General features: G+C 68.6%; 24 protein-coding genes. 11 read left to right on the forward strand and 13 right to left on the reverse strand.

All coding sequences use genetic code 11. The features are described from left to right. Positions 1 to 30: 30 nt before the first annotated feature. The 3 genes from rlmB to G328_RS0108535 form a co-directional block, all read right to left on the reverse strand. Positions 31 to 999: a 23S rRNA (guanosine(2251)-2'-O)-methyltransferase RlmB gene (rlmB, locus tag G328_RS0108525; protein WP_019618926.1), complete on the reverse strand. Its 969-nt coding sequence runs from the start codon at positions 997 to 999 to the stop codon at positions 31 to 33. Next, complete coding sequence (gene cysS / locus G328_RS0108530; protein WP_019618927.1) at positions 996 to 2,402, reverse strand: cysteine--tRNA ligase; 1,407 nt, start codon at positions 2,400 to 2,402, stop codon at positions 996 to 998. Before cysS ends, rlmB begins: the two co-directional genes overlap by 4 nt. Before the next feature lie 79 nt (positions 2,403 to 2,481). Beyond that, positions 2,482 to 2,964, reverse strand: a complete 483-nt coding sequence (locus G328_RS0108535) for a CarD family transcriptional regulator (protein WP_019618928.1) — start codon at positions 2,962 to 2,964, stop codon at positions 2,482 to 2,484. Positions 2,965 to 3,124: 160 nt separating this feature from the next. On the opposite strand from G328_RS0108535, the gene G328_RS15910 reads away from it, so the two are divergent. Further along, positions 3,125 to 3,691, forward strand: coding sequence for a hypothetical protein (locus G328_RS15910; RefSeq protein WP_154651557.1), 567 nt, complete (start codon positions 3,125 to 3,127; stop codon positions 3,689 to 3,691). Between the two features lie 87 nt (positions 3,692 to 3,778). On the opposite strand, the gene G328_RS0108545 is transcribed toward G328_RS15910, so the two are convergent. Continuing rightward, positions 3,779 to 4,462, reverse strand: coding sequence for a response regulator transcription factor (locus G328_RS0108545; protein WP_026339764.1), 684 nt, complete (start codon positions 4,460 to 4,462; stop codon positions 3,779 to 3,781). 65 nt (positions 4,463 to 4,527) lie between these two features. After that, the gene (locus tag G328_RS14890) at positions 4,528 to 5,730 is read right to left on the reverse strand and encodes a sensor histidine kinase (RefSeq protein ID WP_019618931.1); all 1,203 of its coding nucleotides are present in this window, start codon (positions 5,728 to 5,730) and stop codon (positions 4,528 to 4,530) included. A 179-nt stretch (positions 5,731 to 5,909) separates the two neighbouring features. Between G328_RS14890 and phoU the strand changes: the two genes are divergently transcribed. Beyond that, positions 5,910 to 6,563 carry a phosphate signaling complex protein PhoU gene (gene phoU, locus G328_RS0108555; protein WP_019618932.1) on the forward strand — a complete coding sequence of 218 codons (654 nt, stop codon included), beginning with the start codon at positions 5,910 to 5,912 and terminating at the stop codon, positions 6,561 to 6,563. A gap of 85 nt (positions 6,564 to 6,648) precedes the next feature. Here phoU and G328_RS0108560 read toward each other — a convergent pair whose 3' ends face one another. The 7 genes from G328_RS0108560 to G328_RS0108590 form a co-directional block, all read right to left on the reverse strand. Further along, positions 6,649 to 7,404: a phosphoglyceromutase gene (locus tag G328_RS0108560; protein WP_019618933.1), complete on the reverse strand. Its 756-nt coding sequence runs from the start codon at positions 7,402 to 7,404 to the stop codon at positions 6,649 to 6,651. Between the two features lie 54 nt (positions 7,405 to 7,458). Beyond that, positions 7,459 to 8,076, reverse strand: coding sequence for a response regulator transcription factor (locus G328_RS0108565; protein WP_019618934.1), 618 nt, complete (start codon positions 8,074 to 8,076; stop codon positions 7,459 to 7,461). Further along, positions 8,073 to 9,167, reverse strand: a complete 1,095-nt coding sequence (locus tag G328_RS14895) for a sensor histidine kinase (RefSeq protein WP_019618935.1) — start codon at positions 9,165 to 9,167, stop codon at positions 8,073 to 8,075. Before G328_RS14895 ends, G328_RS0108565 begins: the two co-directional genes overlap by 4 nt. 80 nt (positions 9,168 to 9,247) lie before the next feature. Continuing rightward, positions 9,248 to 10,087: an ABC transporter permease gene (locus G328_RS0108575; RefSeq protein WP_019618936.1), complete on the reverse strand. Its 840-nt coding sequence runs from the start codon at positions 10,085 to 10,087 to the stop codon at positions 9,248 to 9,250. An 11-nt stretch (positions 10,088 to 10,098) separates the two neighbouring features. After that, positions 10,099 to 11,094, reverse strand: a complete 996-nt coding sequence (locus tag G328_RS0108580; RefSeq protein ID WP_019618937.1) for an ABC transporter ATP-binding protein — start codon at positions 11,092 to 11,094, stop codon at positions 10,099 to 10,101. A 242-nt stretch (positions 11,095 to 11,336) separates the two neighbouring features. Next, positions 11,337 to 12,404 carry a CAF17-like 4Fe-4S cluster assembly/insertion protein YgfZ gene (ygfZ, locus tag G328_RS0108585; RefSeq protein ID WP_019618938.1) on the reverse strand — a complete coding sequence of 356 codons (1,068 nt, stop codon included), beginning with the start codon at positions 12,402 to 12,404 and terminating at the stop codon, positions 11,337 to 11,339. Then, positions 12,401 to 13,084, reverse strand: coding sequence for a heme-binding beta-barrel domain-containing protein (locus G328_RS0108590; protein WP_019618939.1), 684 nt, complete (start codon positions 13,082 to 13,084; stop codon positions 12,401 to 12,403). Before G328_RS0108590 ends, ygfZ begins: the two co-directional genes overlap by 4 nt. A gap of 201 nt (positions 13,085 to 13,285) precedes the next feature. On the opposite strand from G328_RS0108590, the gene G328_RS0108600 reads away from it, so the two are divergent. Together G328_RS0108600 and G328_RS14900 are read left to right on the forward strand one after the other, a co-directional pair. Then, positions 13,286 to 13,861, forward strand: a complete 576-nt coding sequence (locus G328_RS0108600; protein WP_154651558.1) for a hypothetical protein — start codon at positions 13,286 to 13,288, stop codon at positions 13,859 to 13,861. A 71-nt stretch (positions 13,862 to 13,932) separates the two neighbouring features. After that, positions 13,933 to 14,619 (forward strand): hypothetical protein, encoded by a 687-nt coding sequence (locus tag G328_RS14900; RefSeq protein WP_154651559.1) that lies wholly within the window; start codon positions 13,933 to 13,935, stop codon positions 14,617 to 14,619. A gap of 26 nt (positions 14,620 to 14,645) precedes the next feature. On the opposite strand, the gene G328_RS0108610 is transcribed toward G328_RS14900, so the two are convergent. Further along, positions 14,646 to 14,981: a hypothetical protein gene (locus G328_RS0108610; RefSeq protein ID WP_019618943.1), complete on the reverse strand. Its 336-nt coding sequence runs from the start codon at positions 14,979 to 14,981 to the stop codon at positions 14,646 to 14,648. A gap of 70 nt (positions 14,982 to 15,051) precedes the next feature. Here G328_RS0108610 and mshD point away from each other — a divergent pair, with 70 nt between their 5' ends. From mshD to pstB, 7 genes are all read left to right on the forward strand, one after another. Beyond that, positions 15,052 to 15,903, forward strand: coding sequence for a mycothiol synthase (gene mshD, locus G328_RS0108615; protein ID WP_019618944.1), 852 nt, complete (start codon positions 15,052 to 15,054; stop codon positions 15,901 to 15,903). Between the two features lie 94 nt (positions 15,904 to 15,997). Next, positions 15,998 to 18,115, forward strand: a complete 2,118-nt coding sequence (locus G328_RS0108620; protein WP_019618945.1) for an RNA degradosome polyphosphate kinase — start codon at positions 15,998 to 16,000, stop codon at positions 18,113 to 18,115. Positions 18,116 to 18,198: 83 nt separating this feature from the next. After that, positions 18,199 to 19,143: an NUDIX hydrolase gene (locus tag G328_RS0108625; protein WP_019618946.1), complete on the forward strand. Its 945-nt coding sequence runs from the start codon at positions 18,199 to 18,201 to the stop codon at positions 19,141 to 19,143. 297 nt (positions 19,144 to 19,440) lie between these two features. After that, entirely contained in the window at positions 19,441 to 20,538 is a 1,098-nt protein-coding gene (gene pstS, locus G328_RS0108630) for a phosphate ABC transporter substrate-binding protein PstS (protein ID WP_019618947.1), read from the forward strand. 137 nt (positions 20,539 to 20,675) lie between these two features. Further along, on the forward strand, positions 20,676 to 21,638 hold the full coding sequence (gene pstC / locus G328_RS0108635) for a phosphate ABC transporter permease subunit PstC (protein WP_019618948.1): 963 nt from the start codon (positions 20,676 to 20,678) through the stop codon (positions 21,636 to 21,638). Positions 21,639 to 21,652: 14 nt separating this feature from the next. Next, on the forward strand, positions 21,653 to 22,801 hold the full coding sequence (gene pstA, locus G328_RS0108640; RefSeq protein ID WP_019618949.1) for a phosphate ABC transporter permease PstA: 1,149 nt from the start codon (positions 21,653 to 21,655) through the stop codon (positions 22,799 to 22,801). A gap of 36 nt (positions 22,802 to 22,837) precedes the next feature. Further along, entirely contained in the window at positions 22,838 to 23,617 is a 780-nt protein-coding gene (pstB, locus tag G328_RS0108645; protein WP_019618950.1) for a phosphate ABC transporter ATP-binding protein PstB, read from the forward strand. Positions 23,618 to 23,766: the final 149 nt, after the last annotated feature.

Below are 23,766 nucleotides of genomic sequence, written 5' to 3' on the forward strand. Positions count from 1 at the left end.
CCTCGCGCGGGGCCACCAAGAACAGGCCAGCTAGAGGAGCGACTCCTTCGCGGCGGCCGCGGCCGCCCGCAGCTTGGAGATCTCGTAGCAGGTCACGGATGCGGCGATGCCCGCGTTGAGCGACTCGGTCGCGGCGTCGATGGGAATCGAGACGATCGCGTCGCACTGCTCGGCGACGAGGCGCGAGAGGCCCTTGCCCTCGGAGCCGACCACGACGAGCAGCGGCGAGGTGGCGAGGTCGAGCCCGGGAAGGTCGACGTCGCCGTCACCGTCGAGGCCGATCACGAACACGCCCTGCTGCTTCAGCGCCTTGATCGTGTTCGTGAGGTTCGTCGCAAGCGCGACGGGCAGGCGCGCGGCCGCACCGGCCGACGTGCGCCACGCGGTCGCGGTGAGGCCCGCGGCCCGGCGCTGCGGCACGATCACGCCGTGCCCGCCGAACGCCGCGACCGAGCGGATGATCGCGCCAAGGTTGCGGGGGTCGGTGATGCCGTCGAGCGCCACGAACAGCGGCGTCTCGCCGCGCGAGATGACGCGCTCGGTGAGCTCGACCGGGTCGGCATACTCGTACGGCGGCACCTTCAGGGCGACGCCCTGGTGCACGGCGTCGAACGGCACCATGCGGTCGAGCTCCTGGCGCGTGACCTCGAGCATCGGAATCTGCCGCTTCGCCGCGAGCTGGATGATCTCTTTAATGCGGTCGTCGACCTCGATGTGCTGGGCGACGTACACGGTCGTCGCGGGAATCTCGGCGCGCAGCGCCTCGACGGCGGCATTGCGACCGGTCACCATCTCGTGGTCGGTCGGCGCCGACGAGCGGCGCTGCTGCTGGCGCTGCTGCGGACGCCCCTGCGCCTTCGCCGCGGCGGCCTGGCGGCGGCGACGGTCTTTCGCCCAGTGACGGTCCTCGGCGCGCGGCGTCGGCCCCTTGCCCTCGAGGGCCTTGCGGCCGAGGCCGCCCGTGCCCTTCTGCGGGCCCTTCTTCTTTGCCTTGCTCATTCGCTCACGCTCCAGTGTGTTCCCTGCGGGCTGTCTTCAATAGTGATGCCGGCGGCCGCGAGGCCGTCGCGGATGCGGTCGGCCGCGGCCCAGTCCTTCGCCTCGCGCGCGGCGGCCCGCTGCTCGACGAGTTCGCCGACGAGCCGGTCGAGCACGGGCTCGAGCGAGTCGCCCGCGGCCTCGTCGGCCCACTCGTCGGCGAGCGGGTCGAGGCCGAGGATGCCGAGCATCCCCCGCGCCTGCGCGACCGCATCGCGCACGGTGTCGGTCTCCCCCGCCTCGATCGCGATGTTGCCGGCCGAGACCGCGTCGAACACGAGCGCGAGCGCCTGCGGCACGCCGAAGTCGTCGCGCATGTGCGCGGCGAAGGCGTCGGGCAGCTCGGTTGCGGCGTCGACGGGGCCGGTCAGTCGGGTTGCTCGCGCGAGGAAGTTCTCGATGCGCGCGAACGCGGCCGCCGCCTCGTCGTACGCCTCTCGGCTCGCGTCGACCGTGGAGCGGTAGTGCGCCGTGCCGAGCAGGTAGCGCACGACGATCGGCCGGCGCGTGCGCACGAGCTCGGTCGCCGAGATGATGTTGCCCACCGACTTCGACATCTTCGTGCCGCCGAGCGAGACGAGGCCGTTGTGCAGCCAGTACCGCGCGAAGGCGTCGCCGGCCGCGCGCGACTGCGCGAGCTCGTTCTCGTGATGCGGGAACCGCAGGTCGCGGCCACCGCCGTGAATGTCGAACTCGGTGCCGAGGTACTTCGTCGACATCGCCGAGCACTCGATGTGCCAGCCGGGACGCCCCTCGCCCCACGGCGACTGCCACGCGGCCGAGGCGGGCTCGCCCGGCTTGCGACCCTTCCAGAGGGCGAAGTCGGTCGGGTTGCGCTTCGCACGCTCGGGGCCGTCGTCGGCGCCGGCCATGTCGGCGGGGCGCTGATGCGTTAGCTCGCCGTAGTCGGCCCAGCTCGCGGTGTCGAAGTAGACGTCACCCGAGCCGTCATCGGCGGCGTACGCGTGGCCGCGCTCGATCAGGCGGGCGATGAGGTCGAGCATCTCGGGAATCGCGCCGGTCGCGCGCGGCTCGTACGTCGGGGCAAGGATGCGCAGGGCCGAGTAGACCTCGCCAAACTCGCGCTCGACGCGGTACGCGAGCGCCCACCAGGGCTCTTCATCGGTCGCGTTTGCGAGCGTCTTGTCGTCAATGTCGGTGACGTTGCGCACGAGCGTCACGCGGTAGCCCTCGTGCGTAAACCAGCGGCGCATTTGGTCGTAGACGAGCGCGGAACGCAGGTGCCCGAGGTGCGGGCCCGACTGCACGGTCGGCCCGCAGACGTAGAGCGACACCTCGCCCGCGCGCAGGGGCGCGAAGTCGACGAGGGTCTGCTGTCGAGTGTCGTAGAGGCGCTGAGTCACGCACCCATCCTAGGTTGTCGCGGCCCAACGCCTCGCCGACATGACGCGCGCGCTGCCGGGCAGCGCGGCGTGAATTGTCTTAGGAAGCGAGCACCTTGTCGAGGTGCGTGTTCGCCTCGTCTTCGTTGATCTCTTCGGCAAGCGCGAGCTCGCTCACGAGCACCTGACGCGCCTTCGCGAGCATCCGCTTCTCGCCCGCCGAGAGGCCCTTGTCTTGGTCGCGGCGCCAGAGGTCGCGCACGACCTCGGAAACCTTGAGCACGTCGCCCGAGGCGAGCTTCTCTTGGTTCGACTTGTACCGGCGCGACCAGTTGGTGGGCTCTTCGGTGATCGGCGCCTGGAGGACGTCGAAGACCTCCTTCAGCCCGTGCTCGTCAATCACATCGCGCACGCCGACGAGTTCGACGTTCTCGGCCGGAACCTCGATCGTGAGGTCGCCCTGCGAAACGTTGAGCTTGAGATAGGTCCGCTCTTCACCCTTGATCGTGCGGATCTTCACTTCTTCAATCGTTGCCGCGCCGTGGTGCGGGTAGACGACAGTTTCGCCGACCTCAAGATTCATGGATAAGGCCCCTTTCGCCAAATACCAATTCTATCACGAACTAGTGCTACGATTCCGGCCCGCTCCGGCGTGCACTGGGGTGACCCCGAAATCGGTTAGGCTAAGTGGAGCTATTTGGCGAGCCGCGCACGGTTCGCAACCACACCGGGAGGCCTCTGCAGTGAAGATCCGTGCTGTTGCCGCATCCGCCCTCGCCCTCGCGCTCGCCGCGGGCCTGACTGGATGCAACATGATCAGCCCGCAGCGCACGACGATGGAGTACGCGGCGAGCGACGGCATCAACGTCGACCTCGGCGAGGTGCACGTGCGCAACATGCTGCTGCTCGCGAACCCCGATGGCTCGCAGGCGAACGTCGTGTTCGCCGCGGTGAACGGCACCACCGAGAGCGCGCAGCTCAACCTCACGATTAACGGCACGGCCGTCAACCTCCCGCTCACCTACAACCCCGAGAGCGACATCACCGAGGTCGGCTTCGGCGAAGAGGGTGAGCACCTCGTGAGCGGCTCGTTCGAGACCGGCACGACCGTCGAGGTCGAGTTCGAGGCCACCTACACGGCCGCCGACGGCACCCGCCAGACCGTGACCGACACGCACAGGGTGCCGATTCTCGGCGACGAAGAGGCGCAGCACGTGCTCGAGGAGTACCAGACGCTGGTGCCGCAGGACCCGGCCGACCTCCCCGCCGCGACGCCCGAAGACGGCACGACCACCGAGGGCGGCGAGTAGCGCCGACCACGACAGCCGACCACGAAGAAGGGCCCCGACGAGTTCAACTCGTCGGGGCCCTTCTCGTTGCAGCCTGGGCGAGCGGCCTTAGCCCTCGAAGCGGTAGCCGAGGCCGCGCACGGTCACGAGCAGTTCGGGCGACGACGGCGTCTGCTCGATGCGCGAGCGGATGCGCTTGATGTGCACGTCGAGCGTCTTCGTGTCGCCGTAGTAGTCGGGGCCCCACACGCGGTCGATGAGCTGGCTGCGGGTGAGCACGCGGCCAGCGTTGCGCATGAGGTATTCGAGCAGTTCGAACTCCTTGAGCGGCATCTGCGTGAGCTCGCCGCGCACGAGCACCGTGTGGCGGTCGATGTCCATGCGAATGTCGCCCACCTGCACAATGCTGTCGTCCTCGTCGTCCCCCTCGACCTCGCTGCGGCGAAGCACGGCGCGCACGCGGGCGAGCAGCTCGCGCGTCGAGTACGGCTTCGTCACGTAGTCGTCGGCGCCGAGCTCAAGGCCGACGATGATGTCGACCTCCGAGTCCTTCGCGGTGAGCATGATGATCGGCACGGTCGAGGTCGCGCGGATTCGCTTGCACACCTCGGTGCCGGGCATCTCGGGGAGCATGAGGTCGAGCAGCACGAGATCTGCCCCGTCGCGCTCGAACTGCTCCACCGCATCCGTGCCGGTCTCGGCAATCGCGGTCTCGTATCCCTCGCGCTTGAGCAGGAATGCGAGCGGTTCGTTCAGGGAGGATTCGTCTTCGACGATGAGGATTCGGGTCACCTCACCATTGTGCATACGGTGGGGAAACAATTCGTGAACCCGCAGCCGGGCCCAATCTTTCGGTGTTATTCCGCCGCGTCAGGCGCGGGCGAGGGCGCGGCGATGGTGCGGATGCCCTCGGTCGCCTCATCGCGCCCGCGCAGCCGCGCCTCGGCCGACTGCAGCCGCACCGTGAACGTCGAGCCCGAGCCGGGCTTCGACCACACGCGAATCTCGCCGCCATGATTCTCGATGATGTGCCGCACGATGCTGAGGCCGAGCCCGCTGCCGCCCGTGTTGCGCGAGCGCGCCGAATCGACGCGGTAGAACCGCTCGAAGATGCGGCGCTGGTCGCTCTCGGAGATGCCGATGCCGCGGTCGGCCACCGAGACCTCGATAACGTCGCCGAGGCGCCGCGCGCCGACGCCGACGTGCGAACCGGCCGGCGAATACGTGATCGCGTTCGTCATGAGGTTCTGGAAGCACATGAGCAGCAGCCGCTCGTCGCCCCACACGATGAAGTCGTCGTCGACCTTCGCGTGCACCCGAATGTCTTTCGCCTCGGCGGTCACGCGCGTGAGCTCAAGCGTCTGCTCGATGACGTCGGCGAGGTCGACGTCTTCGGCGTCCTCGAGCGTGTCCATCGCCTGCAGGCGCGAGAGGTCGATGAGCTCCCGGGTGAGGCTCGCGAGGCGGCCCGCCTCGACGAGCATGCGGTCAGAAAAGTACTGCACCTGCTCCTGGTCATCGGCCGCCTCCTTCACGGCCTCGGCGAGGAGCGTCACGGCGCCGATCGGGGTCTTCAGCTCGTGTGACACGTTCGCGACGAAATCGCGACGCGTCGCCTCGACCCGCACCGACTCGGTGACGTCGGTCGCGAGCACGAGCACCCACCGCGGCTCGAGCATCGACGTCCGCACGCGAAACGAGAGCTCGGCCGACCCGAACGGCCCGCGCGGCACCTGAATCACCTCTTCGACCGGCTGCCCCGTGCGCCACGTGCGCGCCGCGAGGGGATGAATGACGGTCGACAGGCGGCCCGGTTTCGAGATGAGGCCCGAGGTGTACGCGCTCTCGGATGCGCGAATCACGTTGTGCGAGGGGTCGGCCACGATCGCGGAGTGCGGCAGCGCGTGGAGCACCTCTTCGATTCCGCCGGGCACGTGCGGGTGGCGCAGCGCCTCGATCTCGGCCCGGTTGCGTCGCGCGATAAAGTAGACCGCCGTAGCAACGACACCGACGGCGAGGCCGGTGAGCAGAGCGAGGAAGAAGACGAGGCCGTGACTCACGGTTTCCAAGCATACGAGCCCCGGGCATCCGGCCCCTGTCGAGAACGCTGGGGGCGAAATGCCGCCCGCCGTTTACCGCGTAGTCAACTGCGCCGACTAGCGTTGCAACGAACCGTGGGTTCATCAGCCCTTCCGTGACGGCTTCGGCCCCCAAGATTCATCCCGACGAAGGACACAGCATGCGTGAAATCTTCCAGCAGGAGCTCGCTCAGGTACAGACCGGGCTCATCGACATCGCCAAGCACGTGCAGTCGGCGATGACCCGCGCGCTGGCCGCGTTCGCTGACTCCGACGTGGCCACCGCCGACGAGGTCATCGGCGACGACCTGAAGATCGACGAGCAGACGGCGAAGCTCGACGACCTCACGCTCGAGATCCTCCTCATGCAGGCCCCGGTCGCGAACGACCTGCGCTTCATCGTCTCGACGATGCGCATGAGCGGTTCGCTCGAGCGCATGGGCGACCTCGCCGCGCACATCGCGCAGCTCGCCCGCATGCGCTACCCCGAGCAGTCGGGCCCGCTGCAGGTGCGCAACACCCTGCTCGAGATGGGCGCGCTCGACGTCGCGCAGGCCGACCGCCTCGTGCGCCTCTTCGAGACCGAAGAGCCGGCCCTCATCGACGAGATCATCGCCGCCGACGACGAGCTCGACGCGAAGCACAAGAGCGTGCTCGACACCCTCGGCGAGCTCGAGAAGAACGACGACACGACGACCACGAAGATCGTCGACGCGACGCTCGCGAACCGCTACCTCGAGCGCTTCAGCGACCACGCGGTGTCGATCGCGCGCCGCATCCGCTTCCAGCAGGAGGGCCCCGAGGCCAACTCGTAAGCACGGAGCCACCTCCCGGAGGCACCAACGCGGCGGCCCGGCACACGATTCGTGTGCCGGGCCGCCGCGTTGGTGGTGCTGCGACCTACTTCTGCGCGCCCTGGTTCGCGACGGCGGCGGCGCCGGCGGCCGCGGCCTCGGGGTCGAGGTACTCGGCTGCCGCGACCGGCTGCAGCGTCTCGGGGTCGAGCTGGTACACGAGCGGGATGCCCGTGGGGATGTTCAGGCCGGCGATGTCGTCGTCAGAGATGCCGTCGAGGTGCTTCACGAGCGCGCGCAGCGAGTTGCCGTGTGCCGCGACGAGCACGGTCTTGCCCGCCTTGAGGTCGCCGGTGATCTCCGACTCCCAGTACGGCAGCAGGCGCTCAAGCACGTCCTTCAGGCACTCGGTGCGGGGAGCCGCGTCGCCGAGGTCGGCGTAGCGGCGGTCGTGCGCCTGCGAGAACTCGTCGTTGTCGTCGATCGCGGGCGGCGGGGTGTCGTACGAGCGGCGCCAGGTCATGAACTGCTCCTCGCCGAACTCGTCGCGCACCTGCGTCTTGTTCTTGCCCTGCAGGGCGCCGTAGTGGCGCTCGTTGAGGCGCCAGTCGCGCTTCACGGGAATCCAGTTGAAGCCGGCCTCCTTGAGCGCGATGTTCGCGGTCTCGATCGCGCGCGTGAGCAGCGACGTGTAGAGGATGTCGGGCGCGAGCCCCGCGTCGCGGATCAGCTCGCCTGCGCGCGTGGCCTCGGCGCGACCCTTGTCGGTGAGGTCGACGTCGACCCACCCGGTGAACAGGTTCTTTTCGTTCCAGTCGCTTTGGCCGTGGCGAACAAGAATGAGCGTAAGCGGTGCGTTCATGGGTTCAGCGTACCGAGCGATCGTGACGAGTTGGCCGCGTGTTGTTTCCCTGCGTCATTCGCCGAAGATCCACCCGCGTTCGCGCGCGATGTGTGCCGCCTCGGCGCGGTTGGAGGCGCCGGTCTTGCCGATCGCCGCCGAGAGGTGGTTCCGCACCGTGCCGGGCGAAAGGTGCACGATCGCGGCGATCTCGCGCACGCTCGCGCCGCCGAGCGCCGCGCCGAGCACCTCGGCCTCGCGCTCGCTGAGCGGGCTCTCCCCCATCCCCATCGACTCGGCCGCGAGCTGCGCGTCGACGACGCGCTTGCCGGCCGCGACGTCGCGAATCGCCGAGGCGAGCTGCTCGGCCGGCGTATCCTTCACCACGAACCCGAGCGCGCCCGCCGCCATCGCGCGGCGCAGGTACCCGGGTCGCCCGAACGTCGTGACGATGAGCGAGCGGCATGCCGACCCGCTCGCGGCGAGCCGCTCGGCCACCTCGATGCCGTTACGGCCCGGCATCTCGATGTCGAGCAGCGCGACCTCGACACCGTGTTCGGCGACGAGCGCCTCGACCTCGTCGCCCCGGCCCGTCTGCGCCACGACCTCGATGTCGCCCTCGAGCTGCAGCAGCGCGGCGAGCGCGCCCCGCACGAGCTGCTGGTCGTCGGCGATCAGAATTCGGATGCTCATGCGGGGTACTCCACGATCAGTCGCGTGCCGGGCCGGTCGCCCACCCGGTTGAGGGGCAGGATGCGCAGGGTCGCGCCGGCGTCTTCGATGCGGTGCCGCAGGCCCGTGAGCCCGTGCCCCTCGTCGCCCGTGAGGCCGCGGCCGTCGTCGGCGATCTCGAGCCGTTCGGCGGCAAGCGAGATCGTCACCGCCTCGGCCCCGGCGTGCCGCACGACGTTCGTGACGCCCTCGCGGATCGCCCACGCGAACAGCGCGCGGCGCGAGGTCGGCACGTGGTGCGGGCTCCCCTTCAGATGCAGCTGCACGTCGGCCGCGGTGAGCGCCGTGCGGGCCGCCTCGACCTGCGACGCGAGGTCGGGCGTGCGCATCCGCCCCACGACGCCCCGCACCTCGCCGAGCGAGTCGTGCGTGAGCCGCAGCAGCTCGTCGAGCTCGGCCTCGGCGCGGTCGGGGTCGTCGCGCAGCAGCTTGCGGGCGAGCTGCGCCTTGAGCACGACAACCGTGAGCGAGTGGCCAAGCAGGTCGTGCACGTCGCGCGAGATCTCCTCGCGCTCGCGCACCGTCGCGAGCTCGGTGGCGACGCTCTCTTCGCGGGCCGCGAGCTCGTTGAAGAACCGAAAGAAGCAGACGAACAGCAGCGCGATGCTCGGGCCGAGGATGTACGAAGGCTCGAGGCGGCCGACGACGAGCACGATGACGCCGACGCTGATGCCCCACCAGAGCACGCCCGACACGAGCGCCCACCGCAGCGGCAGCGACCAGAGCCAGATCGCCGCGAGGAACGGCGTGAAGCTCATGACGTTCACGCCGAGCGATGGCACCGTCACCGCCGCGAGCGCGAGCTGCACGAGCGTGCCGAGCATCGCGACGCGGAAGTTCGGCTTCGCGCCCTCGATGAACGCCGGCATCTCGTTCGAGATGAGCGCCCGGAAGATCACGAGGTACGACACCGCGAAGGCCGCGACCGCGACGTAGGCCGCGACATCCCAGGCGATCCCCGCCTCGGAGTAGAGGGCGACGAGGATCACCGGGATGACGAGGAAGATCGTCCAGACCCCCGCGTAGAGGTCGTCGGCGCGAAAGAGTTTCACAGTTCCTCCAGCCTCACAGTTCCTCCTGCGTCAAAGTGCTCTCAGCCTAGTGACGGTGCGGCGCTGGGCACCTGGCAGCGCTAGCGCCGGTCGGTGCCGCGGCGCGAGCCGAGCACCGCGAGCACGCCGAAGATGACGGCCCACACGGCGACGTTCGCGACCGGCTGCCAGAGCGCGTACTCCATCAGGCTGCCGTCCGACCCGACCGACACCCCCTCTTGCAGCGGCCAGAGCGCGAGCTGCATGACGCCCCACACCGGGGTGAACGGCGCGAAGTCGAGCAGGAATCCGCTGAGCGGCACGAACGCGTTCCCAAGGAACATGAAGATCACGATCATGCCGCTCGCGGCGCCGACCGCGGTCTCGCTGCGGAACAGCGTGCCGATCGCGAGCCCGTAGAGCGCGAAAACGATCGCGGGAATCAGCACGAGCGCGCCCGTCGCGAGCCACACCCAGCCGTCGAGGCGTGCCGTCGTGAGGGCACCAGCGGCGTAGATCGCGGCGATCGGCAGCAGCGCGAGCACGAGCGCGACGATCGTCTTCGCGACGATGAAGTGGCCGCCGCGGAACGGCGTGATGCCGAGCTGGCGGCCCCAGCCCTGCTGGAGTTCGATGGCCGCCGAGCCGGCGAGCCCCGCGGTCGCGGTGATCGCGCCGTACGCGGCGAACGAAATCATGATCGACCCCGAAATGTTGCCGTTGCCGTTCGGGAGCTCGACCGTCGAGTACTCCTGCATCGCGCCAAAAATAAGGAACAGCATGAGCGGCAGGCCCACCATGAACACGAGGTTCGACACCTGGCGCAGCTGCCGGATCAGCTCGATGCGCACGTACGTGGCGATCATCGGTCCCGCGGCAGGGCGCGCGCGGCTCGGGGCCTTCGGGGCGGGCTGGGTCGTGGATGCGGTTGCGGTAGTCATGCGCCTGGCTCCTAGCGGGTGCGGGGTTCGGTGACGGATGCGGTGGCGTGCGCCGCGGCACGGCGCTCGGACGCGGCGGCGGTCGTCGCCGCGGCGTTCGCCTCGTCGGCGAGGTTCGCGAACGCATCGTCGAGGCTCGCCGCGACGATCTCGAGGTCGCTCGCGTCGGTGGCCGTGAGCAGGTGCCGCGCCGTCGCATCCGCGTCGGACGACTCGAACGTGACCCGCTCATCGGTGCGGGTCGCGCGGTCGCTCGCGGGCACGGCGGCGAGGTCGGCGTCGGATGCGCCCGGCCAGCGCGCCGAGACGTGCTTGCGGCCGGCGATGGCGCGCACCTCGGCGACGCTGCCGTCGGCGACGATCTCGCCGCCCGCCATCATGACGATGCGCTGCGCGAACTCGTCGGCCTCCTGCAGGTAATGGGTCGCGAAGATGATCGTGCGGCCGGCGCTCGCCTCGCCGCGCATCGCCGCCCAGAACTCGCGGCGGGCGGTGACGTCCATGCCCGCAGTCGGCTCGTCGAGAATGAGCAGCTCGGGTTCCGAGAGCAGCGAGAGCGCGAAGCGTAGGCGCTGCTGTTCGCCGCCCGAACACTTCGAGACGCGCCGCTTCGCGAGCCGCTCGAGGCCCGTGCGACGCAGCACCTCTGCGGGGTCGAGGTGGTGGCGGTAGGTGCGCGCGATGAGCTCGACCGTCTCGCCGACGCGGAGGTCGTGGAGCAGGCCGCCGGTCTGGAGCACGGCCGAGATGCGGCCCTCGCTCACCGCATCCTCGGCGCTGCCGCCAAGGATGCGCACGGTGCCCGTCGTCGGTGCGGTCAGGCCGAGCACCATGTCGAGCGTCGTTGTCTTGCCGGCGCCGTTCGCGCCGAGGAGCGCGACGATTTCGCCGCGGCCGATCGTGAGGTCGATGCCGCGCACCGCGCGCACCGTGTCGCCGCCGGAGCGGAACGACTTTGTGACGTTAGAGAGTTCGAGGGCTGGTTCGGCGGGGCTGCGTTGACTCATGCATTCAGCATGCGCGCGGGCAGGTTCGCGGCGCTCGCTGCAACGTCACGGTGTTGCCGTGACATTCGTCACGGGTGCGTTGGCGCTCGCGCTGCCGCGAACGACCTGGGCGAGCGCACTGCCGCGAATGACCTGGGCGCGCCCAAACGCCATGGGCAAGTGTGGCCACGACGCGCAGACCCGCCCACCGCATCCGGCCGAGTGCGGGCGGCGGGAGGGTGCCGCGTAGCGGAGTGGCAGCGTTAGCGGCGGCCGCGGAAGGCGCTGAGGTCGACCGAGCTGCCCGCGCCCTGCGGCACGATCACGGTCTGCGCGGCACCGATGCGCGTCTCGTCGCCGCCGTCGACCTCGAGCTGCGCCTCGGGGTCGGTGTTGCGCTTCAACACTGCGAGCGCGATCGGGCCGTCGTCGTAGTGGTTCGCCGCCGACGTCACGAGGCCGACCGGCCGGTCTTTCCCCGGCACGTAGATGTGGGCGCCGGGCTCGGGCACGACCCCGTCGAGGTCGAGCCGCACGATGCGGCGCGGCGGATGCCCGAGGTTGTGCACCTTCGCGATCGTCTCCTGCCCGCGGTAGCAGCCCTTCGTGAGGTGCACCGCGCTGCGCAGCAGGTCGAACTCGTGCGGCACGGCGCGGTCGTCGAACTCGCGCGCCTCGCGGGGCCGCCAGGCGGCAATTCGCAGCGCCTCGAGCGCGTCGATGCCCGCGACCGAGTCGAACGATTCGGCGACGCGAGCGAGCGCATCCGCGTCGAGCAGGTGCAGCCGGGGCGCGTATCCCTCGCCCGGATGCGGGGCCGCGGTCGAGTACGTGACGCCGCCGAGCGCGCCGGTCGCCCACGGGTCGCGCCAGACGAGGGCGGCGCCGAGGTCGTGGTCGCCGAGCGTCGCGACCGGGAACAGTTCGTCGCTGCGGTCGAGCACCTCGACGCGCATCATGAAGCGCATCTTCGCGAACCACTCGGCAAGCCCGGCGGCCGCGCCCGCCTCGGTGATGAGCCACGAGCTCGAGCCGTCGTCGAGCATCCCGAACTCGTGCTCGATGCGGCCCTGCGGCGTGAGCAGCAGGTTGTCGGCGCTCTCGCCCGGGGCGAGGTCGGCGACGTGCTGGCTCGTGAGCGAGTCGATCCACTTGCGGCGGTCGTCGCCGCGCACCTCGACGACACCGAGGTGTGAGACGTCGACGATCGCGTCGCCCGCCGCGAGCGCGCGCTGCTCGGGCAGCGGCTGACCGTAGTGGGCGGCGACGCCGACGTCGGGGCCCGATTCGACCGCGACGGCGCCGGGGCGCGCGAGGAACGGGGAGGTCATGCCTGGCTCGGCTGATCGGCGGCGGGGTCGGGCGCGGCTTCGGTTGCCGGCTCTGCGGCCGGCTCTGTTTCAGGCGCTGCGACGCGGCTGAGCGTGCCCGAGGCGTGCGTCGCGAGCTCCTGGCCGAGGGCGGCGATGTCCCAGGCCCAGAACAGCATGTTGTTCACGAGGCCGTACATGCGGGTGGCCGACTCGTAGTCGTGCGAGCCCTCGGCGCGCTCGACGCCGGCGGTCGCGAGGTCGATGCGGGGTCCGGCGATCGTGCCGGTGTAGAGCTCGGCCACGCCGGTCGGATGCGCGAGCGTCACCTCGATCTCGAACGCGCCCGCCTCGGTGCGGAGCGCCTCAACATCGTCGACGGTCGCCACGGTGGGCCCTGCCGACGGCGGCAGCATGCCCGGGCCGACATCGCCGTCGCTGCGCGGGCGGGCGAGGCGCCAGTAGCCGCTCTCGCCGGTGAGGGGCGTCTCGTCGCCCGTCGTGTCGTCGACGAGCCAGATCTGCGAGCGGTACTCGAGAAACGGCAGGTCGCGATGCGCGAACTCCACGCGCTGTCGAAACGCGTGTTCGCGGAGGTTCCCGTCGACCGAATACTCGATCATGCCGGTGCCCTCCCACGACCCAATGAGCCATGAGAGCGGAACCAGCTCGGGCTGCAGCCCGACCGGGAGTTCGATCATTGGGGTTAGCTCTGGCCCTTGAAGAGGCGGCGAAGCACCGTGACGCTGACGCCGAGGATGCCGATAACGGCGGCGCCGAGCAGGCCGAGGAAGAGAATCTCGAAGAACATTTCCATACCGCTATCCTACCGGCTCCTGGGCGGCAGCGCGGCCTGTGGATAACTGCGCCGCGGGCCGCGAAAGTTCCGTACGCTCGCGATGGTGAGTGAATCGGGAGGTCGGATGCGCAGGTCGGTAGTTCGCGCGGTGTGCGCCGCGGCGGTGGTTGCGGCGCTGGTTGCCGGATGCAGCGATGTCGAGGCGGAACCCGCGCCGAGCGAGACTGTGGCCGAGTCGGTCGCGACGCCGACGCCGACCGCGCTGAGCGAGGCCGAGGCGCTGGAGATCGGCGTCGCGACGTACGAGAAGTTCCTCGAAGCCGAACGCGATGTCATTACCTCGGGTGGTGAGGATATCGCCACGATGGACGCACTCATCACGGACAACATGGGCGACTATCGCGACGAGCTCATGGCGCTGGCCACGGAAGGCACATTCACGCCAGAGGGCGAGATGAGCATCATCGGGACTCGCATCCAGTCGTACTCTCTCGACACTGTCACCTACTATGCATGCCTTGACTTTGGCGATAGCCAGCTCGTCGATGAAGACGGGAAGCCTCTCGATCCGAATCGTCAAGATGTAATACAAGCTGTCGAGGTTCGAGTAGTCCAAGTATCAACACAGCCCAAGATCGACAAGCACGAATCATGGAACGACTCAAGCGCCTGTCAGTAGCGCTCATACTCGTAGCGCTCGCCGTCTTGTCTCCCGCAGCACCTGCCGTCGCCGACAATTGCGCCGCTCAAGTGACCTGGCAAATGAACTGCAGCAACGGCGGAGACTCGGTCGATATTTCGATCGACAGCTCGGGCGGCGGCGGGTCGGGCGGCAGTGGTGGCGGTGGCGGCGCTGACTGGACCGGCGGCACGGGCTATGCACCGCCGAGCGCGTGTGCGGGAGGTTCGTCCGACTCGCGCTGCATGGGCGAGCTCATCTTCGGAGACGCAGACCCGGCTGATCCGGGCCCCGCTCCCCTGCCGGCGACGCTCAACGCGAGCGACCTCGCCAACGTTGCGCCAACGCAGGCCGAGCTCTTCATGGAGCCCGACGGCTGGGCAATTCTCGGCCAGCCGGTGAACTTCTGGACCAGCGCATCCACCCACACCGTCGACACGACCGTGCTCGGCCACTCGGTGACCGTCACGTTCACACCCGTCTCCACCACCTACGACTACGGCGACGGCACCTCGCAGACCCTCGAGACCCCCGGCGCATCGTGGGCCGATCAGGGCCTGCCCGAACTCAGCGACACCCACACGAGCCACCGCTACTCGGTCGACGCACCCGTCACCGTCAGCGCCATCATCAACTACTCGGCCACCGTCGCCGCCGCCGGCCGCACGATCACCGTGACCGGCACCATCCAGAGCATCTCGACCACGCTGAGCTTCGACCTCTACGAGTCCGACACCTACCTCGCCGCCCAGCCCTAACCCGGCCAGCTGTCACCCGAACTGCGCTACGGGGTGACCGACGCGCTCGCGCCCATGAGCACGAAGATGCCCGACGCAATCGCCATCACGACGCCGGCCCCCGTGAGGCTCAGTGCGAAGCGGTGAATGAAGCCCTCGGGTCGGCCCTCGACGAGCTGCATCAGCGCGGTAAAGAACAGGAGCATGAGCATCGCAATCGGCACCCACGTCAGCTGCCGCTCGGGCGACGAGAGCAGCCCCACGAGCAGCGCCGCGAGCACGGCCGCGAACCACACCGCGACGATGCGCAGCCGCGTCGCCCTCGAAGCGGGCTCGGCGAGCGCGCCCTCGGCGGGCTCGGCATTCGGCGGCACTTGCGACATGGCCGACAGTCTACGCAGCACCCGCCCGACGTGCCACGATTCGGCCAGGCGCGCGGCCTAGGATCACAGCATGGCAACACCGCAACTCACCGGCGCCGACCTCGGCGACGAACTCCCCGAGTTCGCCGCGCTCATCACCAAAGCCGACGGGGTCGCCCCCTTCAACGAAGCCACCCTCCTCAACCCCGCCGAGCGCGAAGCGCGCGTGATCCGCGGCGACAGCGGCGACCTCGACGCCCTCGCCCTCGTACGCACCCTCGACGAGGGCGGAGTCGAGGCCGAACTCGCCGTCGCCCCACACGCCCGCGGCCTCGGACTCGGGCAAGAACTCGTGCACCGCGTTCGCGCCGCCGGCGCCGCCGTCTTCTGGGCCCACGGCGACCTGCCGCCCGCCCAGCGCCTCGCCTCCGCGACCGGCCTCACCGCATCCCGCCGCCTCTACGTGCTCGAGCGGCCCCTCACCGACGACGAGTTCCCGGCCACGCAGCTGCCGTCGGGCGCGCGCATCCGCCCCTTCAACCGCGAACGGGATGCCCGAGACTGGGTCGAACTCAACGCGCGGGTCTTCGCCGACCACCCCGAGCAGGGCGCGCTGCAGCTCGACGACCTCGACGACCGCATCGCGCAGCCATGGTTCAACGCCGACGACTTCCTCGTGCTCGAGGGCGCCGGCGGCGTCATGCTCGGCTACAACTGGCTCAAAGTGACCGACGACGAGGCCGAAATCTACGTCATCGGCGTCGCCCCCGAGGCCGCCGGCACGGGGTTCGGCAAGGCGCTCATGCAGGCGGGCCTGCGCCGCCTCCGCGACTCTGGCGCCGACACCGCCGTGCTCTACGTCGACGGCGACAACGACCGTGCCGTCGAGCTCTACCGCAAGCTCGGGTTCACCGAGCGGTCGGTCGACGTGCAGTACCGCTAGACGTGCAGTACCGCTAGCCGCGCCGCCGCGCGACCCACGCGCATCCGCGCCACGCATTACTTGTTGTTCACCGTCGATAGGAAAGATTCGCCCCATGGAAAACGAAACGCCCCTGACGGGTGACACGATCGGCCTCGACCGGTTCATCGACCGCGAGACGAGCTGGCTCGCGTTCAACCAGCGCGTGCTCGAACTCGGCGAAGACCCGGCCGTGCCGCTGCTCGAGCGCGCGAACTTCATGGCGATTTTCCCATCCAACCTCGACGAGTGGTTCATGGTGCGCGTTGCCGGCCTCAAGCGCCGCATCGACACCGGGCTCGCCGTGCCGACGCCCGCCGGCGTGCCGCCGCGACAGGAACTCGCGACGATCCGCGCCCTCGCCGGCGAACTGCAGGTGCGGCACGCCGAGCACTTCCGCGACTCGCTGCGGCCCGCGCTCGCCGCCGAGGGCATCCACATTCTCGATTGGGCCGACCTCAGCGCCGACCAGCAGGCGAAGCTCACCGAGGTGTTCGCGACGCAGATCTTCCCCGTGCTCATGCCGCTCGCGGTCGACCCGGCGCACCCGTTCCCCTACATTTCGGGCCTCTCGCTCAACCTGTCGGTGCGCGTGCAGAACCCGACCGCGGGCAAGACCGACTTCGCGCGCCTCAAGGTGCCGCCCATGCTGCCGCGCCTCTACCCACTCGACGCGCCCGAGGGCGAGGCCTGGTTCATCCTGCTCGAAGACCTCATCGCGCAGCACCTCGACTCGCTGTTCCCCGGCATGCACGTGCTCGACCACCACGCGTTCCGCGTCACCCGCAACGAAGACGTGACGATCGAAGAAGACGAGACCGAGAACCTCCTGCAGGCGCTCGAGAAGGAACTGCTGCGCCGCCGCTTCGGCCCGCCGATTCGCCTCGAGGCGTCGGAAGACATGGACGACGAGACGCTCAACCTGCTCAAGGACGAGCTCGACATCACCGACGACGCCGTCACGGTGCTGCCCGGCCCGCTCGACCTCTCGTCGCTGTTCGCGCTCGGCAAGATCAACCGCCCCGACCTGAAGTTCCCGACGCACGTGCCGGTGACGCACGGCGCGTTCCGCACCTCCGACTCCGACGAGAAGGTGAACGTGTTCCGCGCCATCGCCGAGAAGGATGTGCTGGTTCACCACCCGTACGAGTCGTTCTCGACCAGCGTGGTCGAGTTCATCGAGCAGGCCGCCGCCGACCCCGACGTACTCGCGATCAAGCAGACGCTCTACCGCACGTCGGGCGACTCCCCCATCGTCGCGGCGCTCATCAAGGCCGCCGAGTCGGGCAAGCAGGTGCTCGCCCTCGTCGAGATCAAGGCGCGCTTCGACGAGCAGAACAACATCGTGTGGGCCCGCAAGCTCGAGAAGGCGGGCGTGCACGTCGTGTACGGCCTCGTCGGGCTGAAGACCCACTGCAAGCTGCTGCAGGTGCTGCGCCGCGAAGACGGCCGGCTGCGCGCCTACAACCACATCGGCACGGGTAACTACAACCCGAAGACCTCGCGCATCTACGAAGACCTCGGCCTGTTCACCTGCGACGACGAGGTGTCGGGCGACGTCACGCGCCTGTTCAACCAGCTCTCGGGCTACGCGATCGAGCGCGACTTCAAGCGCCTGCTCGTCGCGCCCTTGCACCTGCGCAAGGGCCTGCTCGACCTCATCGAGCGCGAGCGTCAGGCCGCGCTGCGCGGCGAGGCGAGCGGCATTCGCATCAAGGTGAACTCGATGGTCGACGAAGAGATTATCGACGCGCTCTACTCGGCGTCGAAGGCTGGCGTGCCGATTGACATCTACGTGCGCGGTATCTGCGGCCTGCGGCCGGGCGTGCCGGGGCTCAGCGAGTCGATTCGCGTGCGCTCGGTCATCGGCCGCTACCTCGAGCACTCGCGCATCTTCACGTTCCACAACGGCGGCGACACGCACACGTACATCGGCTCGGCCGACATGATGCACCGCAACCTCGACCGCCGCATCGAGGCGCTCGTGCGGCTCACCGACCCGAGCCACATCCAGGAGCTCGAGGACTACTTCGACATCGGCATGTCGGAGCACTTCGCGACCTGGTGGCTCGGCGCCGACGGCAAGTGGACCCGCCACCGGCTCGACGAAGACGGCCAGCCGCTGCCCGAGGTGCACGACGAGCTCATGCGACGCATCGCGGCCCGCCCCATGCGGCACACCGCCCTGCGGTAGCGCACGCGCTGCGTTAGCATTCGGGAGCACGACGACGCGGTCGACGCCGCGCATCCGATCAATTTTTCTGGAGCACCACCTCGATGACCACCGCACTGCGCGACGACACCGTCTACGCCGCTGGCGCCATTCTCTGGCGGATGGACGGCGAGAAGCCGCGCGTTCTCGTCATTCACCGCGACCGCCACGGCGACTATTCGTTCCCGAAGGGCAAGGTCGACCCGGGCGAGACGCTGCCCGAGACGGCGGTGCGGGAAATCGAGGAGGAGACCGGCTACCGGGTGACGCTCGACGCGCCGCTCGGGTCGATCGAGTACCAGCTGCCGAGCGGGCGCCAGAAAGAGGTGCACTACTGGGCCGCCGAGGTGTCGCAGGCCGAGTTCGAGCGCGTGCAGTTCGCCCCGAACGAAGAAGTCGACGAGCAGAAGTGGATGGGCCTGAAGAAGGCCGCGAAGCACCTCACCTACGCGCGTGACAAGGAGCTGCTCGCGGTGCTGCGCGAGCGCATCGACGCCGGTACCGCCCGCACCTTCGCAGTGATCGCGCTGCGGCACGCGCAGGCGGTGCCGCCCCTTTCGTGGCCCGGCGACGACGACTCGCGGCCGCTCACCTCGCGCGGCCAGGAGCAGGCCGAGCAGGTCATGCCGATTCTGCGCGCGTTCGGCCCGAAGCGGCTCGTCTCATCGTCGGCGGTGCGCTGCCTCACGACCGTCGGCCCGATCTCGAAGGAACTCGACGTGACGCCCGTGAGCGAGCGCGCCATCTCGCAGTCGGCTGCGCCCGGCGACGACGACATCGCCGAAGTCATCGCCGAAGCGATGGCCGACCGCAGCACCGTCGTGCTCTGCAGCCACTCCCCCGTCATGCCCGACATCGTGCGCGCCGTCGCGCGGGCGTGCGGCAACGAGCCGACGTCGCTCTCGCGGTACTCGATGCTGTCGACCGCGGAGTTCACGCTGCTGCACGTTCCGGCCGAGGGCGCCAGCCGCGGGCTCGTCGCCGTCGAGTCGCAGGGGCCCCGCATCTAGCTTCATCCTCCGTTGGTCCTCCGTCCTCCGGTGGCCCTTCATCCTCCGCTGAGGGGGGGGTGACGCCGTTTCCCGGCGAGTTCATGCGAATTCACGCGCTAGGCGCGACACCGTCATCCGCTGTTCATTCCCGCAAGTGATCTGGGATCGTTCACTTCGCGTTCACACTCCATGCCCGAACGCGTCACCGCACGACCCTACGTTTTGAGCACGAACCCCCCTTGGTTCGGAAAACCACTGGTTCGAGAAACCACATCTGGTTCGAAAACCACAAACGTTTCTTACGGAGGAAACTCAATGAAGCTTTCGCGTGTTGGCGCCTCGGTCGCCATGACCGCAATCGCCGCGCTCGCCCTCGCCGGCTGCGCCGGTGGCGACACCGCAGGTTCGACCGCCGCGGCTGACAGCGGCTCGCTGTCGGGCCAGCTCAACGCGACCGGCGCGAGCTCGCAGGAGCAGGCCGAGCTCAACGCCTGGGTCCCCGGATTCCAGGGCGTCGAGTCGGGCGTCACCGTGAACTACGAGGCCACCGGTTCGGGCGTCGGCCGCGACAACTTCGTCGCCGGCACCTCGGACTTCATCGGCTCCGACCGCCCCTTCCACACCGACGAGATCGAAGAGAGCACCTTCCCGCTGTGCGCCGAGGGCTCCGACCTGGTCGAGTTCCCCGCCTACATCTCCCCGATCGCCATCGCGTACAACCTCCCGGGCGTCGACACCCTCAACCTTGACGCTGAGACGATCTCGCAGATCTTCGACGGCACCATCACGACCTGGAACGACGAGAAGATCGCCGCGCTCAACGAGGGCGTCGACCTCCCCGACACCGCGATCACCGCCGTGCACCGCGGCGACGAGTCGGGCACCACCGGCAACTTCCTCTCGTACCTCGAGGCCGCCGCGCCCGACGCTTGGACCTACGGCGCCGAAGACGCGTTCCCCGGTGACCTCGGTGGCGAGGCCGCGAACAAGACCGCCGGTGTCGCCGAGGCCGTTGCCGCGGGTGAGGGCACCATCGGGTACCTCGACGCGTCGGCCGCAACCGACCTCCAGACCGCCGCGATCAAGTCGGGCTCGGACTTCGTGCCCTACACGCCTGACGCCGCCGCCGCGGTCGTCGCCGGCTCGCAGCTCGAAGACGGCCGCGCCGAGACCGACCTCGCGTACGACCTCGACTACACCGGTGTTGAGGGTGCCTACCCGATCGTTCTCGTTTCGTACCTCATCGGCTGCGCCGACTACGAGGACGACGCCAAGGGCGAGCTCGTGAAGGCGTACTTCAACTACGTGATTACCGCCGAGGCGCAGGACGCCGCCGCCGCTGCCGCGGGCAACGCGCCGATCTCCGACGAGATCCGCACGCAGGCCCAGACCGCGATCGACAGCATCCAGTAGTAACGAAACGCGCTTCTGCGTACGCAATAATTGGTGCCCGGTGCCGTGCATTTTGCCGGCCCGGGCACCGTCTGCGTAGAGCATTCCGATCTTGAGACTTACCTCACCCCCACGAATCACCGAGGAAGGCATGTCAGATGAGCAACACTGACACGACTGCGCGGGCGCAGTCGTCCACGCCGAAAGCGGTACGCCGCATTGGCGACACCATCTTCCAGACCATCTCCACGACCTCCGGCGCCCTGATCCTCGCGATTCTTGCCGCGGTGTTCTTCTTCCTGCTCGTGCAGGGGTTCCCCGCGATCGCGACGCCGGTGAACGAGGACCTTGGCACTGACTCCTTCCGCCACGACGGCGGATTCGCGGGGTACATCCTCCCGCTCGTGTTCGGCACCATCTGGGCATCGTTCCTCGCGATGATCATGGCGTTCCCCGTCGGCGTCGCGGTGGCGCTGTTCATCAGCCACTTCGCGAGCCGCAAGCTCACGGGCATCCTCGGGTTCGTGATCGACATGCTCGCCGCCGTGCCCTCGGTCATCTTCGGTCTCTGGGGCATCCTCGTCTTCGCGCCGATCGCCGGCCCGCTCTACGCCTGGCTCGGCGAGTTCCTCGGCTGGATCCCGCTGTTCGAGGGCCCCGTCACGCCGACCGGCAAGAACATGCTCACGGGTGCGATCGTGCTCGCGATCATGGTGCTGCCGATCATGACCTCGCTGAGCCGCGAAATCTTCCTGCAGACGCCCCGCCTGCACGAAGAGGCGTCGCTCGCCCTCGGAGCGACCCGCTGGGAGATGGTGCGCCAGGCCGTGTTCCCCTACGCCTCCTCGGGCATGTTCGCGTCGGCGATCCTCGCGCTCGGCCGCGCGCTCGGCGAGACGATGGCTATCACCATGGTGCTCTCGGCCACCGGTGCCGTGACCTTCCACCTGCTGCAGTCGCAGAACCCGACCACCATCGCCGCATCCATCGCCCTGCAGTTCCCCGAAGCCTCCGGGCAGAACTCGTCGACGCTGATCGCCGGCGGCCTCGTGCTGTTCGCCATCACCCTCATCGTCAACTCGATCGGCCGCTGGATCATCAGCCGCAGCGTGAAGAAGTAGTGAGGTACTGAAACATGTCAACCACCACGACAGCCCCCGCTGCCCCAGCGAAGCCCCGCGTCAAGAACGCCCTCACCGCCGGCCACCTCTCGCGCGGCCAGGTCACCGGCATCGCGCTCGGCGCGCTGGTGATCTCGACGATCGTGTTCGGCCTGCTCTGGATGCTCAGCGGCGACCCGCTGTACATCTTCACCGAGCAGACCGGCAAGCTCACTCTCAACTTCAACTGGGGTGCGTGGCTCGCGCTCACCGCCGTGCTCTACCTGCTCGGCATCTACTTCATCTCGCGCCAGATCGAAGGGCCGCGCCAGGCGACCAACCGGTTCATCTCGGGCCTGCTGCTCGTCGCGTTCGTGCTCGCGATGGTGCCGCTGCTCTCGCTCATCTTCACGCTCGTCGTGAACGGCCTGCCCGGCCTGATTGAGCCGAACTTCTGGATGTACGACGCCTCGCGTCCCGGCCAGCGCGGCGCGCTCAACGCGATCATCGGAACCCTCTGGATCACCGGCATCACCTCGCTCATCGCCGTGCCCATCGGTATCTTCACCGCGATCTACCTCGTCGAGTACGGCCGCGGCAACTGGCTGAGCAAGCTGCTGAACTTCTTCGTCGACGTCATGACGGGTATCCCCTCGATCGTCGCCGGTCTGTTCGCCTTCGCCCTGTTCATGCTGTTCACGCAGCTCTCGGGCGGCGACATCACGCAGATCAAGAGCGGCTTCGTCGGCTCGATCGCGCTGCTCGTACTCATGCTTCCCACCGTCGTGCGCTCGGCCGAAGAGATGATTCGCCTCGTGCCGATGGACCTCCGTGAGGCCTCGTACGCGCTCGGCGTGACGAAGTGGCGCACGATCGTCAAGGTCGTGCTCCCCACCTGCCTCGGCGGTCTCGTCACCGGTGTGCTGCTCGCGATCGCCCGCGTCATCGGCGAGACCGCGCCGCTCATGGTCGCCGCCGGCATGTCGGTGAACATGAACTACAACCCCTTCCACGGGGCCATGGCCACCCTGCCGACGCTCGTCTACCAGCAGTGGGGCTTCAACGGTGAGGAGGCCGACGCCCTCGCCTGGGCCGGCGCGCTCGCCCTGCTCCTCATCGTGATGGCGCTCAACGTCATCGGCCGCGTCATCAGCTACTACTTCTCGCCCAAGAAAGACCGCTAGGTCGGGCCTCAACTTCGAAACAAAGGATCTTTCACAGTGTCGAAGCGCATTGAAATCAAGGACCTGGACATCTACTACGACAAGTTCAAGGCTGTCGAGGGTGTCAACATGACCATCGAGCCGAAGAGCGTCACCGCGTTCATCGGCCCGTCGGGTTGCGGCAAGTCGACCGTGCTGCGCACGCTCAACCGCATGCACGAGGTCATTCCGAAGGCGTGGGTCGACGGCGAGGTGCTCCTCGACGGCGACGACCTCTACGGCACCGGCGTCGACCCCGTGAACGTGCGCCGCCAGGTCGGCATGGTGTTCCAGCGCGCGAACCCGTTCCCGACGATGTCGATCAAAGAGAACGTGCTCGCCGGCGTGCGCCTCAACAACAAGCGCATCGGCACCAAAGAGGCGAACGAGCTCGTCGAGAAGTCGCTGCGCGGCGCCAACCTCTGGGAAGAGGTCAAGGACCGCCTCGACGCCCCCGGCGGCGGCCTCTCGGGCGGACAGCAGCAGCGTCTGTGCATCGCCCGCGCGATCGCGGTGAAGCCCGACGTGCTGCTCATGGACGAGCCCTGCTCGGCCCTTGACCCCATCTCGACCCTCGCGATCGAAGACCTCATTCACGAGCTCAAGACCGAGTACACGATCGTGATCGTCACCCACAACATGCAGCAGGCGACCCGCGTGAGCGACCGCACCGGCTTCTTCAACATCGCCGGCACCGGCAAGCCCGGCAAGCTCATCGAGTTCGACGACACCCGCACCATCTTCGACAACCCGTCGAACAAGCAGACCCAGGACTACGTCACCGGCCGCTTCGGCTAGGTCGGCGGCTCTTTCGCGACGGCGCCCCACACGAGCGTGTGGGGCGCCGTCGCGTTTCCCCGCGCATCTTCTTCTCTCTTCCGCTGACTGACGGCAATTCGCGTCGTTCTGGGCCAAAATCCTGCAAGTTCCCGTCAGTCAGCGAAGAG

The organism is [Zimmermannella] faecalis ATCC 13722 (assembly GCF_000381765.1).
GTDB classification, from domain to species: Bacteria; Actinomycetota; Actinomycetes; order Actinomycetales; family Microbacteriaceae; genus Gulosibacter; species Gulosibacter faecalis.

Excerpts from the sequence above, each read along its gene's own strand:
- phoU (WP_019618932.1), top strand. The coding sequence starts at position 5,910 with ATGCGTGAAATCTTCCAGCAGGAGCTCGCTCAGGTACAGACCGGGCTC.
- ygfZ (WP_019618938.1), bottom strand. The coding sequence starts at position 12,404 with ATGACCTCCCCGTTCCTCGCGCGCCCCGGCGCCGTCGCGGTCGAATCG.
- G328_RS0108565 (WP_019618934.1), bottom strand. The coding sequence starts at position 8,076 with ATGAGCATCCGAATTCTGATCGCCGACGACCAGCAGCTCGTGCGGGGC.
- pstC (WP_019618948.1), top strand. The coding sequence starts at position 20,676 with ATGAGCAACACTGACACGACTGCGCGGGCGCAGTCGTCCACGCCGAAA.
- G328_RS0108620 (WP_019618945.1), top strand. The coding sequence starts at position 15,998 with ATGGAAAACGAAACGCCCCTGACGGGTGACACGATCGGCCTCGACCGG.
- G328_RS0108580 (WP_019618937.1), bottom strand. The coding sequence starts at position 11,094 with ATGAGTCAACGCAGCCCCGCCGAACCAGCCCTCGAACTCTCTAACGTC.
- pstA (WP_019618949.1), top strand. The coding sequence starts at position 21,653 with ATGTCAACCACCACGACAGCCCCCGCTGCCCCAGCGAAGCCCCGCGTC.
- mshD (WP_019618944.1), top strand. The coding sequence starts at position 15,052 with ATGGCAACACCGCAACTCACCGGCGCCGACCTCGGCGACGAACTCCCC.
- G328_RS0108625 (WP_019618946.1), top strand. The coding sequence starts at position 18,199 with ATGACCACCGCACTGCGCGACGACACCGTCTACGCCGCTGGCGCCATT.
- G328_RS0108575 (WP_019618936.1), bottom strand. The coding sequence starts at position 10,087 with ATGACTACCGCAACCGCATCCACGACCCAGCCCGCCCCGAAGGCCCCG.
- G328_RS0108535 (WP_019618928.1), bottom strand. The coding sequence starts at position 2,964 with ATGAATCTTGAGGTCGGCGAAACTGTCGTCTACCCGCACCACGGCGCG.
- G328_RS0108590 (WP_019618939.1), bottom strand. The coding sequence starts at position 13,084 with ATGATCGAACTCCCGGTCGGGCTGCAGCCCGAGCTGGTTCCGCTCTCA.
- G328_RS0108610 (WP_019618943.1), bottom strand. The coding sequence starts at position 14,981 with ATGTCGCAAGTGCCGCCGAATGCCGAGCCCGCCGAGGGCGCGCTCGCC.
- G328_RS0108560 (WP_019618933.1), bottom strand. The coding sequence starts at position 7,404 with ATGAACGCACCGCTTACGCTCATTCTTGTTCGCCACGGCCAAAGCGAC.
- rlmB (WP_019618926.1), bottom strand. The coding sequence starts at position 999 with ATGAGCAAGGCAAAGAAGAAGGGCCCGCAGAAGGGCACGGGCGGCCTC.
- pstS (WP_019618947.1), top strand. The coding sequence starts at position 19,441 with ATGAAGCTTTCGCGTGTTGGCGCCTCGGTCGCCATGACCGCAATCGCC.